Source organism: Chryseolinea soli (assembly GCF_003589925.1).
GTDB classification, from domain to species: Bacteria; Bacteroidota; Bacteroidia; order Cytophagales; family Cyclobacteriaceae; genus Chryseolinea; species Chryseolinea soli.
Genome location: NZ_CP032382.1, coordinates 7846431 through 7865515 on the forward strand (window position 1 = coordinate 7846431; position 19085 = coordinate 7865515).

8 protein-coding genes are annotated in these 19085 nt (G+C 53.5%); 6 read left to right on the plus strand and 2 right to left on the minus strand.

Annotation, left to right across the window (positions count from 1 at the left end; genetic code table 11):
- Positions 1-62: 62 nt before the first annotated feature.
- Positions 63-2705, plus strand: coding sequence for a choice-of-anchor tandem repeat GloVer-containing protein (locus D4L85_RS32685; RefSeq protein ID WP_119758300.1), 2643 nt, complete (start codon positions 63-65; stop codon positions 2703-2705).
- Positions 2706-2771: 66 nt separating this feature from the next.
- On the opposite strand, the gene D4L85_RS32690 is transcribed toward D4L85_RS32685, so the two are convergent.
- Both D4L85_RS32690 and D4L85_RS32695 read right to left on the minus strand, forming a co-directional pair.
- A complete protein-coding gene (locus tag D4L85_RS32690; protein WP_119758301.1) occupies positions 2772-3806 on the minus strand; it encodes a family 43 glycosylhydrolase in 1035 nt (344 codons plus the stop codon).
- 44 nt (positions 3807-3850) lie between these two features.
- Positions 3851-4408 carry a hypothetical protein gene (locus tag D4L85_RS32695; protein WP_160144150.1) on the minus strand — a complete coding sequence of 186 codons (558 nt, stop codon included), beginning with the start codon at positions 4406-4408 and terminating at the stop codon, positions 3851-3853.
- Between the two features lie 356 nt (positions 4409-4764).
- On the opposite strand from D4L85_RS32695, the gene D4L85_RS32705 reads away from it, so the two are divergent.
- The 5 genes from D4L85_RS32705 to D4L85_RS32725 all read left to right on the plus strand — a co-directional run bounded on the left by D4L85_RS32705 (position 4765) and on the right by D4L85_RS32725 (position 19017).
- A complete protein-coding gene (locus D4L85_RS32705) occupies positions 4765-7152 on the plus strand; it encodes an ABC transporter permease (protein WP_119758304.1) in 2388 nt (795 codons plus the stop codon).
- Positions 7153-7526: 374 nt separating this feature from the next.
- A complete protein-coding gene (locus D4L85_RS32710; RefSeq protein WP_119758305.1) occupies positions 7527-14372 on the plus strand; it encodes an HYR domain-containing protein in 6846 nt (2281 codons plus the stop codon).
- A gap of 58 nt (positions 14373-14430) precedes the next feature.
- Entirely contained in the window at positions 14431-15306 is an 876-nt protein-coding gene (locus tag D4L85_RS32715; protein WP_160144151.1) for a PorP/SprF family type IX secretion system membrane protein, read from the plus strand.
- A 14-nt stretch (positions 15307-15320) separates the two neighbouring features.
- Positions 15321-16907, plus strand: a complete 1587-nt coding sequence (locus D4L85_RS32720; RefSeq protein WP_160144152.1) for a tetratricopeptide repeat protein — start codon at positions 15321-15323, stop codon at positions 16905-16907.
- A gap of 4 nt (positions 16908-16911) precedes the next feature.
- Positions 16912-19017, plus strand: a complete 2106-nt coding sequence (locus D4L85_RS32725; protein ID WP_119758308.1) for an ATP-binding protein — start codon at positions 16912-16914, stop codon at positions 19015-19017.
- The last annotated feature ends 68 nt before the right edge of the window (positions 19018-19085 follow it).

Below are 19085 nucleotides of genomic sequence, written 5' to 3' on the forward strand. Positions count from 1 at the left end.
TCATTGTCAACGGCACGCTTCAGATTTTTCGAATATCTTTCGTTAAATGTTGCTTCTGTCATATGAAAAAAGTTACCCTCTCGTTAACGTTGTGTCTATTGCTAGTATGTATCGTTGTAAGTCATGCTCAACACGAATTCTACACCAGCTCGTCCAACACCTATGGCGTCAATAACAACAGCTATGCTGGTGCATTGATAAAGTTTGATTCGACGTTCGCGCACGGCAACCGCCTGCACCAATTCGACAAGGTGACCGGCGGCAACGCAAAGGGTTCCGTGATCCAGGCCACCAATGGCAAACTCTATGGGTTGACGTTCTATGGCGGAACGAACGACCTGGGTGTTTTATATGAATACGATCCCACCATCGACTCCCTGGAAGTGAAACAGAGTCTGAATCAACGTCCCGGATACAGCCTGGTGCAAGCCAGCAACGGGAAGCTATACTTCATTACCGGTGGAGCCGGTGGCTATCTGATGGAATACGATATCGCCACCAACATCCTTACGTCATTAAAGTACCTGCCTTATCCAGAGGCGCCCAAAGGCAGTCTTACCGAGGTAAAGGGTAAATTATATGGTGTAGAAGCCATTGGCGGCCCCTTGTCCTGGGGCCGGATGTATGAATACACCCTGGCGACCGGAGCGTTTCGATATGTGTATAATTTTGGGGTAGCCAGTGGAAACCAGCCGCAGGAAAGTCCGGTGTTGTTTCCCGACAATGGGTTGCTTTATGGCGTTAATCATACTGTTCCGAACGGCACCGTAGGCAGTTCCGGCGCGATCTATAGCTTTAATTCGGCCACCAGCGCATACGTTGCTTTGCTCAACATCCCCGATGCCATCGGCCTGGGTGCTTTTCTTACGGTGGCACCCAATCATAAAATTTACGGGCTCAGCTTCCAAGGTGGAACCGATGCGAGTGGCAATCACTTCGGGTCCATCTTCGAATATACACCGGCCACCAACAGCATACGCCTGGTCCACAGTTTGGGCGTCCAGGCCGATGGCTCACTCACCGGTTCGGGCTACACGCTGGGAGGCCTAACCCTGGCCGCCAACGGAAAAATGTATGGCGTGAGTGCCTCCCATATTTTCTGCTTCGACTACCTGACGGATAAAGTAACCGCCGTCATCCAAACCTCCTTGTTCAGTGAACTCGGTTTCGACATCAACGCCAACGGATTTCTGAAAGAGATCTGCCGCAAGCCTTCCTATACTTATTTCAAAAACAAAGTTGTGGCCTTGTGTGCCGGCGATCCGTTTTCTTATTCCGTGCAAAGCGACAATGCCCGCACCTATGCCTGGAAAAAAGATGGCACGCTACTGCCCTCACAGACCACGAGCACATTGCTTTTTGCGTCCGTTACCCCTGCCGACATCGGAACGTATACTTGCGTAATGACAAATTATTGTGGCACGACCGAAACGATCGGTTCCATTCAACTGACGGTGACCACACCACCCACGCCGGTGATCACGGCAACAGGTATCACCACATTTTGTGAAGGCAGCAGTGTGTTGCTTACCAGTACACTGACCGGCACATGGAGTACAGGAGAAACCGGAACCGCGCTGTTGGTGACCTCCAGCGGAAATTATTCAATGATCTACACGGGCACCTGCGGCCCAACGCTTTCGAACGTGATCGCCGTGACCGTGAATCCCGTTCCTTTTGTCACCACACAACCCATTGACCGATCGATCCTAACCGGAGACAATGCCTCTTTTACAGTGGCCACAGGAGCATCTCCGGCAAATTATCAATGGCAAATAAACGACGGCTCAGGTTTTGAGGATCTGCCAGACGGAGCGCCATATTCAGGTGCCAAGACGCCAACGTTGAATTTGGCGGGCGCGGAAGTGTCTCAAAACGGGTATACCTATCGCTGTGTGATTTCGCAAGGCGATTGTTCCGACACATCGAACGCCGCCACCCTGTACGTGACAACCCCGGAGATACCTGTGATTACGGCGATGGGGCTGACCACATTTTGTGAGGGCGGCAGCGTATGGCTTACGAGCACGCTGGACGGCACATGGAACAACGGAAAAACCGGTAAATCTTTGTTGGTGACTGAAGCAGGAAGCTATTCTATTACTCATTTCGCACCCACAGGATCAACCGTTTCCAATAGCATCGTCGTCACCGTGAATCCCGCTCCCGCCATCGTCACACAACCGGTTGACCGATCGGTTGTGACGGGTGACAACACCTCTTTTACTATTACGACAGAAGCATCGCCGGTCGGCTATCAATGGCAAATGGATGATGGTTCGGGGTTTGTGGATCTGTCAGACCTGGCGCCGTATTCCGGGGTCATGACCCAGACGTTGAAAGTTACCGGTGCGGAAGTTGCTCAAGACGGGTATGCCTATCGTTGTGTGATTTCCCAGGGCGATTGTTCCGACACATCGGCTGTGGCGTCGCTTGCCGTGAAGGTACCTTTGGGGGTCGCGGAATCGCCGGGGAAGAAATCTTTGGAGCTGTATCCCAATCCGGCTGCTGAAACGGTCTACTTCGTACTGGAAGACAGATTGGTTGTTCAACGGCTCAAAGTGAAAAATACACTGGGACAGGTGATCTACGATGGCAATTCACGTGATCCTCAAATCCCCGTCGGTGGTTTTGCAAAGGGAATTTATACCGTTGAGGTGATGACCCATGACGATACGTTTGTTGGACGTTTTGTAAAGGATTAAGACCGCGAGAATGGTGCCGTCGCCAGCCACCCGACTTCTTTTAGTGTTCCGAAAACCATCCTGCCCTCAATTCGTTATGGGCCATGCTGATTCCGCGTATCCTATTTGAATTTTATCGGACGTAAAACCATGATACCAAAGTCTGACGCGATTGTTTTCAATAACCACACCGGGCGCCACGGCACCTCGCGAAGAAAATGATTTATCAGCTTTGACGATGGGTGTGGGATTCACTTCCCATGGGCCAAACGGTGTTTTGCCTTTGGCCACGCCGATCACATGGGGCTCGTCGACGGAGGTCATAAACAAATAATAGAAATGGTCAGGGCCTTCGACGATTTCAGCCTCGGCGACACCCTTCGGCGCCCACGCAATTTCCGACGCGTCGATGACGGGCGTGCTTTTTTTAAACCAGGTGACACCATCAGCGGAAGTTGCCGCTAGGAGACGCGCCGCCACCGGGCCACAGGAGGTGAAACAATACCCCGTGTATAGCATGAAGAGAGAATCCTGGTAGTGAATAATGGAAGGACTATCCAACGCGTCGCGATCAAATCCCTGGGGCGAACTTATCACTACAGGATTAGGTTGAGCTTCAAAATTTTTGGCGTCCGCCGATGTGGCCAGCCCGAGACTTACCGGACCGGATTTAAATACGCCGCCACCCGTATCCTGGTAGCCTACAAAATAAAGAAAATAACCGTTGTTGAATTTTAGTGCAAAGCATGTTTCGTGGGCATTGCTCCACGCGGTGCTGTTGGCATACAACATCCTGCCTTCGACCGGATCGTTCACGTCCACGTTTGTCCAGTTTAGACCGTCCGTCGAAGTAGCCTGGCAAATCTCGGGGCCTTGGGGTGTGCGGTTGGGGTCGAAACCGGTGTAGAACATTCGGTAGCTTCCATTTTCATTTATCACGGAAGGATCACCTACTAAGGGGAATTGTCCTTGAAATACAGGCGAGTCATTTGCAACCCAGGTCGACCAGGAGAGGGGCGTTTCGTCTGAGGAACAGGCAAAAAATGCCGGGGTAAGAAGAAAAAGGAGAAGGATTTTTATTCGTGTCGGCATGCTGAGGGGGCTTGGAATGATGGTGGACATCGCGATGAAAAATTAGGAGCCAGAAGCCAGGAGCCAGTAGGGAGTTATTTTTCTAGGAACTCTAAATCAAAGTAATAGTATTTGCCGTCGCGGTCGATGTAGATGTTTGTTTCCTTTTGCATTTCGAGGAGCATCAGGAGGGTCGTTTTGTCTTTGGCCACGGGGGCACTGGTGAAGGTGCGGCGTTGGCCTTGGACGGTCGTGGTGTATTTTACGAGGGATACGGCGATATTGTCCGTTTCGCGATTTTCGAAGGAATCTCCGATCAGCTCGTTGAACAGGATTTCTTTGTTGGTTTTTTCTTCGCGGACTTGGGTCCAGGTGTTTGCCGTGACCGTGCATTGAGAGAGATCGACGGGGATCCGGATGCTGTTTGTCTTGAAGTGTGCGAGGTTGGCGCGGCCGGAAGTTTCTGTTCTTTTTGCCTTGTTGAATTCAAGGTAAAGTGCGATAAGACCCGGCACAACAAGGCTGGAGCCGATACCAAAAAAGACGTAGTTGAAATTCTCTGTATGGGCTTTTGCAACGCCGTACATGATGATTATTCCCAGACAGGCGAGTCCGGCGACAAAATACAATCCAACGGTTTTTAGTCGTTCCATGGCTTAGTGATAGGTTTGCAACCCTGGAGGTATACAAATTTTGATTAGCCTAAGATACAAACGTATGGTGGACCTCAAAAATCAGATCTACACTTTCCACACCAAGGCCTCCTCGAATTCAAGGCTTCTGCAGGCTGTTTTTTTTGAGCCATCAGAGGGGTTGGGGTCAGCGGGGAGAACCGTTCGGTCGCGATCGATATTGTACGGAAAGGAACATGTAGATCTTCAAAATCGCCCTAAATAAGGCCCAATCCGACAAGTTTGCTCATGGCATAGTCTTGGCCGAGAAAGGTCTGTGGGGTTGGAAAATCCCATCGCTAATCCATTTCAAAATCGCCAAACTAAACTCATACGCCATGTTCCGGAATTATCTCAAAGTCACGTTCCGCACCCTCTTGAAAAGCAAAGCGTTCAGCTTTATCAACATCCTGGGACTTACCATCGGGATCAGCACTTGCATTCTCATCACACTGTATGTGCTGGATGAGTTGAGCTATGACCGGTTTCATGCGAAGGCCGGTCGCATCTTCCGGCTAACGGAGCTGCTACACCTTCCCCGCGAAGTGCGGCCACAGACGGTGACCTCTCCCCCGATGGGTCCGGCATTGTTGCAGAATTTTCCGGAAGTACAAAAAATAGTGCGCCTCAATAAAAGCAGTCGGCAGTTGGCGTATGGCGATGCGAAATTTCCTGATACGCACATCTGGTATGCGGATTCTGCGCTGTTCCAGATCTTCACCTTCCCCATGATCAAGGGAAATCCGGACAAGGCTTTGACAGAACCTTACTCCGTCGTGCTCACTGAAAAAGCAGCGAAGCGTTATTTCGGTAACACCGATCCCCTGGGAAAGACCATGGCCTTGTCGGACACGATCACGCTCACCGTCACCGGCCTCATCGCCGATGTTCCCGTAAACTCCCACATCCAGTTCGACGTGCTCATGTCGCGTTCTACGATCACGGCCATGAGCAACCAACCGGAGGACAACTGGTTCAACAACGGCTACTACACTTACCTCCTTCTTCCCGACGGATATGATCACAAGCAACTCGAAGCGAAGTTCCCCGCCTTCCTGGAAAAACAAATGGCCGAGGAAAAGAAGAACAGCGGCATGTGGTATGATTTTGTTCTTCAACCCCTCCCCTCCATCCACCTGCATTCCACCACACCCTATGACATGGGGCCGAATGGCAACATCAAATACGTATACATCTTTTCGATCATTGCCATCCTGGTGTTACTCATCGCTTGTGCAAACTACGTGAACCTGGCCACGGCCCGGTCGGTGAACCGCGCCAAAGAACTGGGCATGCGCAAAGTGATCGGCGCACGACGCGGCCAGTTGATCGTGCAATTGCTGGGCGAATCGTTCCTGCTCACGTGCATTGCCTTCATTCTGGCGATGGCCATTGTTATCGCGGCGCTCCCGCCCTTCAACACGTTAACCGGAAAGACCATGAGCGTCTGGATCCTGCTGCGGCCGGAGGTGATCACCACGGTGATCGTCATCTTCTTGCTCATCGGCATCTTGGCTGGAGCTTACCCGGCCTTGCTCATGTCGTCGTTCTCGCCGATCAAAACCATGAAGAACTATGCGCGCCAGGGGAAAGAAAGCAACCTGCTGCGCAAAGGATTGGTCGTGTTCCAGTTCTCGATGTCGATCATGCTCATCGCCGGCACGATCCTGATCTTCCGCCAGGTGGAATTCATGCAAACCCAAAATCTCGGCATCGACAAGGAGCAGACCCTGCAACTTTCCATGCGAAGTTCTATCCAATCAAAATATAAGCTCATCAGCGAAGAGATGGCGAAAGCACCGGGTGTGCTGAACACGACCGTGACGAGCTTTACCTTTAGCGACGACATGAGCAACATTGCCATGCTTCCCGAAGGCGCGCAGGATAACGAGATCACCTCGGAAGCAACGATCAGCGTAGACGCCGATTTCATCCCGAACTTCCGGATCCCCGTGCTGGCCGGAAGGAATTTCTCCCGCGACATCGCCACCGACGAAACCGAGGCGTTCATCGTGAACGAGTCGGCCGTCAAGCAGTTCAACTGGGGATCGCCCGAAGGGGCTATTGGAAAAAAAATCGACTGGGGTCTCGGAAAAAAGGGAAAGGTGATCGGGGTGGTGAAAGACTTTAATTTTTCCTCGCTGCACCTGAAGATCGAACCGCTCATCATTCACATCGTTCCTGACTGGTACAGCTACATTACCCTGAAGATCAAAGGCGACGATGTACCGGCCACCGTGAGCCGTATCGAACATCAGTGGAAACAACTCGGACTCGACAGTCCCTTCCGCTATACGTTCATGGACCAGGATTTTCAAAAGCTTTACCAGGCCGAACAACAAACGCAGACCATTATCGGGTGCCTGGCATCGCTCGCCATTTTCATTGCCAGCCTCGGGCTGTTCGGATTGGCCGCCTTCATGGCCGAGCAGCGGACCAAAGAGATCGGCGTGCGCAAAGTGCTCGGCGCCACGGTGACCAGTATCATTGCGTTGCTCTCAAAAGATTTTCTGAAGCTCATCGCTTTTGCTATCGTCATCGCCGTGCCGGTGGCCTGGTATGCCGCGGGGCAGTGGTTGAACAGCTTTGCCTATCGCATTGAAATATCGTGGTGGATATTCGCCATTGCGGGTCTGGCTTCGATCGCGATCGCCCTGATCACCGTAAGCTTCCAGTCCATCAGGGCAGCCGTTGCCAACCCCGTGAATTCCTTGCGGAACGAATAGCCCAATCCCCTCTTAGTCCCTCTAAATCTGTGATTTACCTATCCCGGTGCAGTCGTATGAATAGCACCGGGACAGGTTTCACCGAGCTCTCCAAAAGGGCCCGGAAAAGGCCCGTTCCCACAGTGTCTCAAACCGGTCTCAAAACAGGATTTGCAGCGTTTGCCAAGGCGGTCAGACAGGTGAATAATAACTTTACTATAGCCTTGCCAGTATAGTGAAAATCACTAACTTACGATTTTATTTTTTGACAGTATCGCTTAGTGTTCGCTTCAGGGCGCTTTTTTGCTAAGAGATGTGGGAAGTAAGGTCGGGGTCCGAATGAAAAATCCAAAAAGTGCCTTTCGCGGGTATAAGACGGGTTACGCACTGAAAATATGCTATCGGTTGACTTTGTAAAAAGACGAAAAGCGCTCTTTCTGGGGCTGTTGCTGGTCATTTTGGGTCAGTGGAACGTCTATGGACAGGGTTGCAGCTGCCCGCCGATAACCACCTGCGGATGTACGGTCGGGCTTACAAAAATGACCGTGCAGTTCACCGGTCTGTTGGGCCTCACCGTAGACGTCCAGGACGGGGGTGGTAATATCTACACCGGCTTGCTTTTACTTCCCGGCAGTACATTCACCGTGCAAAGTTCTGCCGGCGCCGGGAATCCGTTTGTGGGCAATCAAGTGACCATCCGCACCACGCTGCTGGTACTGGCCAATATCAACACCTCTTGTACGAACCAGGTAAAGATCGGGACCACCTTTGGCAACTTTACGGTGACCGGCGGTGAGAGCGTGGGTGGCGCGCCCATTTGCTGTCTGAACATGGAGAGCACGCCCCCGAACTTTACCTCTTGCCCACCGAACGTCGACGTGCCCGCCGATGCCTCAGCCTGCGGCACGAATGTCACCTGGACAGCCCCGACGGTAACCGACAACTGCGCCGTGGCCAGCGTGATCCCCGACCATAACCCGGGCGATTTTTTCCCGGTAGGTACCACCGTCGTCAAGTATACCGCGACGGATAATTACGGCAACACACAAAATTGTTCCTTTAACGTCAGGGTCCGCGACCAAACGGCGCCCGTATTTGCGGGGTGTCCCGCCAGTTTTTCGGTACCCGTCAATCCCACCACCTGCAACGCGGTCGTGAACTGGACACCACCCACCGCCACGGACAACTGCGATGGGGCCATCACGCCGACCAGCCCCAGCACTTCAGGAACAACCCTTGGGCTGGGCCCACACACCATCACCTATACCGCCCAGGACAGCGAAGGCAACCAAAGCACGTGTTCATTTACGGTGACGGTGACCGACAATACGCCGCCCGTACTCGCCGGCTGCCCGACAGACTTTTCGGTAGCCGTCAACCCCGTCACCTGCAACGCAGTCGTGAACTGGACAGCGCCCACCGCTACGGACAACTGTGGGGGCGTTATCACGCCGACCAGTCCCAATGTTCCGGGGTCAACCTTTGCACTAGGCCCGCACACCATTACCTACACCGCCAACGATGGCCGGGGTAATCAAAGCACCTGTTCTTTTGTCGTAACCGTAACGGACAACACGGCCCCGGTACTCGCCGGGTGCCCTACAGACTTTTCGGTATCCGTCAATCCCACTACCTGTGATGCCGTAGTGAACTGGACACCGCCAACGGCCACGGACAATTGTGCCGGGTCTATCACACCGACCAGTCCCGATACACCTGGCGCAACCTTTGCCTTGGGCACACATACGGTTACCTACACGGCCGACGATGGCAATGGAAACCAAAGCACGTGTTCTTTTGTGGTGACCGTCACCGACAACACCGCACCGGTATTCGCCGGGTGTCCCGCAGACTTTTCCGTATCGGTCAAACCCACTACTTGTGACGCGGTCGTGAACTGGACGGCGCCGACGGCTACAGACAACTGTGTTGGACCGATCACCCCGACCAGCCCCGACACTCCGGGAGCGACATTTGCATTGGGCCCACATACCATTACCTACACCGCCGATGACGGCAATGGAAACCAAAGCACGTGTTCTTTTGTGGTAACCGTCACCGATAACACAGCACCCGTATTGGTTGGATGTCCCGCAGACTTTTCCGTATCGGTCAACCCCACTACCTGCGATGCTGTTGTGAACTGGACGCCGCCCACGGCGACCGACAACTGCGCCGGATCGATTACCCCGACCAGTCCCGATGCACCGGGAGCAACCTTTGCGCTGGGCGCCCATACCATTACCTACACGGCCAACGATGGCAATGGCAATCAGAGCACTTGTTCTTTCATTGTGACGGTCACCGATAATACAGCGCCCGTATTGGCCGGGTGTCCTACTGACTTTTCCGTATCGGTAAACCCCACTACCTGTGATGCTGTCGTGAACTGGACGCCGCCCACCGCCACCGACAATTGTGCTGTGTCTATCACGCCGACCAGCCCCGATGCTCCGGGGGCAACCTTTGGGTTAGGCGCACACACCATTACCTACACCGCCGACGACGGCAATGGAAACCAAAGCACGTGTTCTTTTGTGGTGACCGTCACCGACAACACCGCGCCGGTATTCGCCGGGTGTCCCACAGACTTTTCAGTATCGGTCAACCCCTCTACTTGTGACGCGATCGTGAACTGGACACCGCCGACGGCGACAGACAACTGTGCTGGACCGATCACGCCGACCAGCCCCGATGCACCGGGAGCAACCTTTGCGCTGGGCGCGCACACCATTACCTACACGGCCGATGACGGCAATGGCAATCAGAGTACTTGTTCTTTTGTTGTAACCGTGACCGATAACACCGCACCGGTATTCGCCGGGTGCCCTGCAGACTTTTCAGTATCCGTTAACCCTACTACCTGTGACGCCGTCGTGAACTGGACGCCACCCACGGCTACGGATAACTGTGCCGGGTCTATCGCGCCGACCAGTCCCGATGCACCGGGAGCAACCTTTGCGCTGGGCGCACATACCATTACCTACACGGCCGATGATGGCAATGGCAATCTGAATACTTGTTCTTTTGTTGTAACCGTAACCGATAACACAGCGCCGGTATTGGCCGGGTGCCCTACAGACTTTTCAGTATCTGTTAACCCCACTACCTGTGACGCTGTCGTGAACTGGACGCCACCAACGGCAACAGACAATTGTGCCGGATCTATCACGCCGACTAGTCCTGATGCGCCGGGAGCAACTTTTGCCTTGGGTGCACATACGATTACCTACACCGCCGACGATGGCAATGGAAACCAAAGCACTTGTTCTTTTGTGCTAACCGTAACTGATAACACGGCACCGGTATTTGCCGGTTGTCCTGCAGACTTTTCAGTATCCGTTAACCCCGCTACTTGTGACGCGGTCGTGAACTGGACGCCGCCGACGGCCACGGACAATTGTGTTGGATCTATCACGCCGACCAGTCCCGATGCGCCGGGAGCAACCTTTGCGTTGGGCGCGCATACCATTACCTACACGGCCGACGACGGCAGTGGCAATCTGAGTACTTGTTCTTTTATCGTAACCGTCACGGATAACACCGCACCGGTATTCGCCGGGTGTCCTGCAGACTTTTCGGTAGCCGTCGATCCGGCTACCTGTGACGCCATCGTGAACTGGACGCCTCCCACGGCAACAGACAATTGTGCTGGGTCAATCACACCGACTAGTCCCGATGCACCGGGTGCAACCTTCGCGTTGGGCGCACATACCATTACCTACACAGCCGACGATGGTCATGGCAATCTGAGTACTTGTTCCTTTGTTGTAAACGTAACCGATAACACCGCACCGGTATTCGCCGGGTGTCCTGCTGACTTTTCAGTATCTGTCAACCCCACTACGTGTGACGCGATCGTGAACTGGACGCCGCCGACGGCAACAGACATTTGTGCCGGATCTATCACCCCGACCAGTCCCGATGCGCCGGGAGCAACCTTTGCGTTAGGCGCACATACGATTACCTACACCGCCGATGATGGCCATGGCAACCTGAGTACTTGTTCTTTTGTCGTAACCGTAACCGATAACACGGCCCCGGTGTTGGTGGGTTGTCCCACAGACTTTTCGGTTTCCACCGATCCAGCTACCTGTGACGCCGTCGTGAACTGGACGCCTCCGACTGCGACTGATAATTGTGCGGGGTCTGTCATCCCGACCAGTCCCGATTCGCCGGGAGCAACCTTTACGTTGGGTGCACATACGATTACCTACACCGCCGATGACGGCCATGGCAACCTGAGTACTTGTTCTTTTGTCGTCACGGTCACGGATAACACGCCTCCTGTGTTAGCAGGTTGCCCTACAGACTTTTCGGTTTCCGTCGATCCGGCTACCTGTGACGCCATCGTGAATTGGACGGCGCCGACGGCCACGGACAATTGCGCGGGAGCACTCACCCCGACCAGCCCCGATGCCCCGGGAGCAACCTTTGCACTGGGTGTACATACGATTACCTACACCGCCGACGATGGCCATGGCAATCTGAGTACCTGTTCTTTTATTGTGACGGTCACCGATAACACACCACCCGTATTTGCCGGTTGTCCTGCGGATTTTTCAGTATCCGCCGATCCAGGTTCCTGCGACGCCGTCGTGAACTGGACGCCGCCAACGGCTACGGACAATTGTGCTGGATCGCTTGTTCCCACGAGTCCTGATGCTCCGGGAGCAACCTTCGCGCTGGGCGCACATACCATTACCTACACAGCAGACGATGGTCATGGCAATCTGAGTACTTGTTCTTTTGTCGTAACCGTCACCGATAACACACCGCCGGTATTCGCCGGTTGTCCTGCAGACTTTTCAGTATCCGTCGATCCCGCTACCTGTGACGCCGTCGTGAATTGGACGCCCCCCACCGCTACAGACAACTGCGGGCCGCTCACGCCGACCAGTCCCGATGCGCCCGGAGCAACGTTTGCGTTGGGCGTACATACCATTACCTACACGGCAGACGATGGTCATGGAAACCAAAGCACCTGTTCTTTTATTGTAACCGTAACCGATGACACACCGCCGATATTCGCCGGTTGTCCCGCAGACTTTTCAGTATCCGTAGATCCCGCTACCTGTGACGCCGTCGTGAATTGGACGCCGCCCACCGCGACAGACAACTGCGGGCCAATCACGCCGACCAGTCCCGATGCACCCGGAGCAACCTTTGCGCTGGGCACGCATACCATTGCCTACACAGCCGACGATGGCCATGGAAACCAAAGCACGTGCTCCTTTATCGTGACCGTCACCGACAACACACCTCCTGTATTCTCCGGCTGTCCTGCAGACTTTTCGGTGCCCGTCGACCCCGCGACCTGCAACGCCGTGGTGACGTGGACACCGCCGACGGCTACCGACAATTGTGCCGGGTCTATCACGCCGACCAGTCCCGATGCGCCGGGCGCAACCTTTGCGTTGGGCGCGCACATCATTACTTACACGGCCGACGATGGCCATGGCAATCAGAATACTTGTTCTTTTACGGTGACGGTGACGGATGGCACCAAACCCGTGTTCACCAATTGTCCCGCCAACATTTCGTTGCCGACAGACGTCACGTCATGTACGGCGGTAGCGACTTGGGTGCTGCCCACTGTTACCGACAACTGCGACGCCACGCCGGGCCTCAGCAGCAACTTCAATTCGGGAGACGCCTTCACGGTGGGTGTGCATACCGTTACGTATGAGGCAACCGATGCGGCAGGTAACAAAGAAACGTGCTCGTTTACCGTTACGGTAGAAGACCACATCAACCCGACGTTTACAAGTTGTCCTTCCAACATTGTTGCTTCTGCCAGCGCCACGTCTTGCGACGCGACCGTATCGTGGGTCGCTCTCACGGCAGGTGACAATTGTACGGCAACGCCCGCTGTGACCAGTAATTTTAATCCCGGCGACGTGTTCCCCATCGGGGTGACCACGGTAACCTACACCGCGACAGACGTAGCGGGGAACACCACCACGTGTTCCTTCAGCGTGACGGTCAATGACAATACTGCACCCGTGTTCACCGGTTGTCCAACGGCTGTTACTGTAGCGGCCGATGCTTCTTGCCAGGCCGTGGCAACCTGGAACCCGCCCGTGGCGAAGGATAACTGTTCCTTTACGCTCACCAGCAATCACAATCCAGGCGAAACTTTCCCGCAGGGGACTACGCCGGTTATCTACACCGCTACCGATCCCGCGGGCAACGTGACCACGTGTTCCTTCAACGTGATTGTGCGCGACGCCATCGCGCCCGTGTTCAGCAATTGTCCGGTCGACTTCACGGTTGCTGTGGGCGCGGGTTGTGGCGCAAACGTAAATTGGATCGCACCTGCCGTGACCGACAATTGCACGGGAACGCTCACGCTGACAAGTGACCACGCCCCCGGCGACTTCTTTGCCGCTGGCACCACCACGGTAACCTACAAGGCAACCGACGTCGCGGGCAACGTTGCCACATGTTCGTTTGCCGTGACCGTTGAGGATACTACGCCACCCGTATTTCAAAATTGCCCCGCTCAAATTTCAGTCGCGGCCGACAACTCCTGTGGGGCGGTCGTGAATTGGACATCGCCAACGGCTTCGGACAACTGCAGCGTGAGCGTAGTCAGTACGCATCAGCCCGGTGAAAGATTTGATATCGGCACCGTCGAAGTCGTGTATACCGCCACCGACATCTATGGCAATGCGTCGGTTTGCCGCTTCAATGTGACGGTGCGGAATGAGGAGCTGCCAACATTTGCCGGATGCCCCAGCGATGTATATGCGAGATGCGGCGAGTCAGGACAGGTGGTCGTGAGTTGGGAACCGCCGACCGCTACAACGCGGTGCGGGGACTTGTCGCTCACGGGTTCGCATGAACCGGGTGAAACGTTTTCCGTGGGTACAACACCGGTAGTCTATACCGCCGCGAACGACGCAGGTAAAACGATAACCTGCAACTTCAACGTCATCGTGGATTATGAAGAACTGGAGATTGAAGTCACCAAGGTGGTAACGCCCGACGGCGATGGGCAAAATGATGACTGGATCGTTGTGAACATCGAAAAATTCGCCCGCAACAAAGTGCTTGTTTTAGACCGGTGGGGCAGCGTCATTTACCAGGCTTCGGGATATAACAATAGTACGATGGTTTGGAACGGTGTGAGCTCGAATGGCGTTCAGGTACCCACGGGTACGTATTATTATGTCATCGAAGTGGATTTTCTGCAGAAGCATTTGAAGAAGAGTGGATTTATTGAATTGCTGCGATAGTATGGGAACACGGCTACGATATGTTTTTTTTAGAGCCGCGTTATCGGCGGGGGTGCTCATGTTTTCTTTTCAGCAGGGCGCGGCCCAACAAAAGGTGCAGTTCAGCCAGTATATGTTCAACAACCTGGTCATCAATCCCGCCTATGCCGGTGCCGATGAGGCCCTGAGTCTTACGTTTATCGATCGAAGACAATGGAGCGGTGTCGACGATGCACCCACCACGCAAACGCTTTCGGGACACACGCTGTTCAAGAAAAAACATTTCGGGTTGGGTGCCACCCTCGTGAACGATCAGTATGGTGTTCACAAAAACCTGAGTGCGCTAACCGACTATGCCTATCACCTGCAGGTCGGCAAAAAATCATTCCTGTCGTTGGGGCTGCAGGCCGGCGTGCACAATACCCGTTCGGACTATGCTTCCCTGATCGGGGGTGTTACAAACGATCCCCGCCTATACGCCAACGTCTCTCAAACGTTCTTTGACTTTGGGGCGGGCATTTATTTCAGGAGTCCCCGGTTGCACGTCGGATTGTCGGCACCGCAGTTGCTTCCCGAAACGCTTTCCCTCAGCGATACGCTTTCGGTTCGTTTGAGTCGCGCCAATTATTTCCTGTTCACAAAATATCGGATCACGCAAAACGAAAGCATCGAATACGAACCCTCCATACTGTTAAAGTATTTTCCAGGATTGCCTTTCTCTTACGACGTGAACATCAACATGATCTATCGCAAAGTGTTAACGCTGGGCCTCTCCTACCGGAAACGGGAATCGGTGGATTTTCTATTAAAGGCGCAGATCACGCCGCAGTTCCAGATCGGATACGCCTACGACCACGCCATTGGCGACGTCGCCCGGATCAGCAACGGCTCGCACGAGCTGATGGTACAATATCTTTTCAAGTACGTAGAAACCAAGGTGGCCTCGCCGCGATGACCCAAACACGCATCATGAAAAACGGGAACCTACTTTTGTTGCTCCTTCTCCTCGCGGTGCAGACCGCGGAGGGACAGCAAACGGTTTTCGGATTGTTCAGAAGCGAAGTAGGTCTTGGGGACAAATACTATAAGGACAAAAATTACACGGAGGCCTTAAAGCTGTACATGGAAGCCTCCCGAAAGAACCCGGATGTCCAACTCAGAATTGCACGGTGTTATTATTCGCTCAAAGAGTATTCGACCGCCGTTACCTACTATGGCCGTTATTTGAAAGAAAAGCGGTCGCTCCCCTGGAGTGATACTTACTATTATGCGGAAGTCCAGGCCGCGACCGGGAACTACAAGGCCGCGATCGAATACTACCAAAAGCACTTGTCTAATAAAAAGGACGACGAGCTCGCCATGCGAAAGATATGGCGGCTCAGCAACATCAAATATCTGTACGAAGATTCCTCGCACTTTGCCGTCAGACCCATTTCGCTGAACACGGAATACGGAGAGTTGTGTGCCACACCCTACAAAAACCGGATCGTGTTCATGTCGAACCGGAAAGAGCCCGAGCTTGTCGAAAAGGTGAACGCCGTCATGAACGCGCCTTTTTACAAGATCTACTCGGCCCGCGTCCTGCCCGGCACGAGTGCTAACGGGGGGCACCAATACGATAAGCCATCGCTTTTCAGCAAGGAGCTGGCCTCGCGATTGAACGCCGGACCGGTAGTGTTTTATGACAAGGAGCAAAAGATGGCCTTCATATCGGCTGCGCATGAAACGGGGCACGGGGGTGATCGGAATCTGCAACTGTTTTTTGCCGAATGGAAAAACGGCGAATGGACCGAGACGGATCCCTTTCCATACAACAGCCGGTATCATTCCATTAGCGATCCGACGATCAGTGAAGACGGCAAGGTACTTTATTTTTCATCCGACATGGGCGGCGGTCAGGGTGGCAAGGACTTGTACCGGTCTACGTTCGAGGATGGAAAATGGACACAGCCGGAAAACCTCGGTGAAACCGTGAACACACCCTATGACGAAGTCTTCCCCTTCCTGCATGAAAACCGGACCCTTTATTTTTCGTCTAATGGCCACCCCGGCATGGGCGGCCTTGATATTTTCGAGACCGCCATCAAAGCCGACGGCTATAGCGAGCCGCGCAATGTGGGCTACCCGATCAACACCAGCTATGACGATTTCGGCATGACCGTAGACGAGCAGGATACCCACGGCTACTTTTCGTCCAACAGAAAAAATGGCGGCTTCAACGACGACCTCTACGAATTTGACATGGACCTGCAAACCTATCCGGTTAGCATCGCCGGCATTGTTAAATTGAAAGAACACGCCTGGACCGATGACTCGGCGATCACCGCTATGCCCCAAACGAAGATCTATCTCGTGGACAACTTGCGCAACACGACGGTATTTGAAACCGTTACCGATAACCATGGAAATTTTTCCGTGGTGGTACCGTATCTTAGCGAATATGTTATCCGCGCGGTTGGAGCCGATGGGAAACAAAGCGTTGTCGTGTTCGAAGTCCCAAGACATCAGCGGCAAGTCGGCGCCCATGAAATTGTATTTGTAAAAGACACCTTCTAGCGATATGAAGCACCTCTCAACGTCCCCTCTGCCCCATCCGTTCACCAAGCTGAATGCGATCCTGGTTTTGCTTACCCTCATTGCCTTTGCCATTCTCCCCGCCGCCGGGCAGGTGCGGCAGTTGATCCAGGTGAAAACCTTTGACGAGCAATTGAAGCCCCTGAAGAATGTCGAGGTTTCGATCAACAACAAGGACTTCATCTCGACCGGCAACAAGGGTGAAGTGTTCGTCGAGTTGCTGGAGACGGACCTCCCGGTGAAGACTATAAAAATAAAGAATGAACAATACGAGCCAGCGGCCTGGAACCTGAGCAAAAGCATCCTGGAAATTGTTATCCGCAAGAAGAACTACCAGGTAGCCAGTGTAACCGTCAAAGACCGGAACAACGTTCCGGTGAGCAACCTCCCGGTCACCTTCAAGGGCAGGAAAACGGCCCAAGCCACGACCGATGCTGCGGGCAAAATTGAAGTCCCGCTCGCGCTTGATGAGAAAATAAACACGGCCGACCAGTTTAGCGCTAAGGGCTACGATGTTGTAGATCTGCAACAAACTGCCAAAGAGGCGGTGCTCACGGTGGAAGCCATCAAGCCGGTTGTCGTGGCACAAGCGCCAACGCAGACGCCTGCAACAACCGAAAAAGCAGCGGCCCAAAATCCGGCGATCAACACAGACTATTTTAAGAATTTCAATCTGGCCAACTTAGACTCCATCCAATCGCTCACCGTGTTCTATGCTGTCTTTAAAAACGTGCCCATAAAAAGCATGGACGCGGCGACAAAGGCTAAGCTGGACGGAAAATTCAATCAGCTGGTCACCCAGCTTCAGGATTCGGCGAGCCATAAAAAGGATGTATTCATGGGAAATATCTCCGATTCATCTTTTGTGAGCGAAGACATCAAGAACCTTTTGAAAAAGGCCACGTTGGAAGGCCAGGGTCTTACCTCCCAGAAAAACGAGTTTGATGAGAAGATCCGGATCATCGACCAAAAACTCCAGAAGGGCCTCATGAACCTCGATGAAAATACGCGCGCCACACTCTTCTCGGACCTGATCGCCCTCGAACAATTGCTCGCCTCCAACGAGAGCCGGTTCTATAAAAACGTGAGCGACTACCGGCTCATCATCAGCGGCCTCAAGGAAAAGTATTTCGATTTCCAAAAGCTGGAGAACCAACTCTCCGAAAGCGAGGCCCGGCGCCTGGAAGAACAACGCGCTTTCCGGAAACAGATTTTCGCCATATCGCTCGTGGTGATCGGTTTTGCCATCCTGATTGTTTTGCTCATCACGTTCAGCGGCCGCCTGCGAAGACAAAAGAAAGACCTTGTCCTGGCCAACGAAGAAGTGCGGCGTGTCAACGAAAACCTGGAGGCCATTGTCCAGGACCGCACCAAACTGCTTGCGGAAGCCAACCGGGAGCTCGACACCTTTTTATATCGCGCCTCGCACGACTTGCGTTCGCCTGTATGTTCGATCATCGGGCTGTGTAACATCGCCATTCACCTCTCCAATGGAGAGCCTAAAGAATTAGTAGAACGCGTCGTGCACACCACCGAGGGCATGGATAAGCTTTTGAAAAAATTGAGCATCATCAGCGAGATCAACCAACCGACCGGCTATTCCTCCATCACATTGCTCAATCTCGTGGAGAATGTACAACAACGTTTCTCGAATGTCATTACCGAGAAGCGCGTCAAATTTACGATTGACTGTCCTGCCAATCTTGTTTTTTTCTCCTATCCCAACCTGGTCGACGTGGTCATCACCAACCTGGTCGAGAACGCCCTTGTCTATAGCATCATGCAACACGCCGAGGGAGCCAGCGTGGCGTTCCGGGCCACGATCAAAGACGATCAACTTCAGTTCAGTGTTCGCGACAATGGCATTGGGGTGGACGCCAGCATTCAGCATCGCTTGTTCGACATGTTCTTCAAAGGCCATCCCGACTCAAAGGGCAACGGGCTTGGGTTGTACATCGTTCAAAAATCGGTACAGGCACTGGACGGAAGTATCGCCGTAGCGTCAGAGCAGGGGCAGTACACGGAATTTGTCGTGCAGCTTCCGTTTAACGTGGTACCGATGGAGAAATCCATACAGATTGAAGTGGCTTGAGAAGATTTTCATTTGACCATGAATCAAAATGCGTCTTTGCCCGTTAAGCCTATTCTTTAGCTAACTTT

Excerpts from the sequence above, each read along its gene's own strand:
- D4L85_RS32690 (WP_119758301.1), bottom strand. The coding sequence starts at position 3,806 with ATGTCCACCATCATTCCAAGCCCCCTCAGCATGCCGACACGAATAAAA.
- D4L85_RS32725 (WP_119758308.1), top strand. The coding sequence starts at position 16,912 with ATGAAGCACCTCTCAACGTCCCCTCTGCCCCATCCGTTCACCAAGCTG.
- D4L85_RS32705 (WP_119758304.1), top strand. The coding sequence starts at position 4,765 with ATGTTCCGGAATTATCTCAAAGTCACGTTCCGCACCCTCTTGAAAAGC.
- D4L85_RS32695 (WP_160144150.1), bottom strand. The coding sequence starts at position 4,408 with ATGGAACGACTAAAAACCGTTGGATTGTATTTTGTCGCCGGACTCGCC.
- D4L85_RS32720 (WP_160144152.1), top strand. The coding sequence starts at position 15,321 with ATGAAAAACGGGAACCTACTTTTGTTGCTCCTTCTCCTCGCGGTGCAG.
- D4L85_RS32685 (WP_119758300.1), top strand. The coding sequence starts at position 63 with ATGAAAAAAGTTACCCTCTCGTTAACGTTGTGTCTATTGCTAGTATGT.
- D4L85_RS32715 (WP_160144151.1), top strand. The coding sequence starts at position 14,431 with ATGTTTTCTTTTCAGCAGGGCGCGGCCCAACAAAAGGTGCAGTTCAGC.
- D4L85_RS32710 (WP_119758305.1), top strand. The coding sequence starts at position 7,527 with ATGCTATCGGTTGACTTTGTAAAAAGACGAAAAGCGCTCTTTCTGGGG.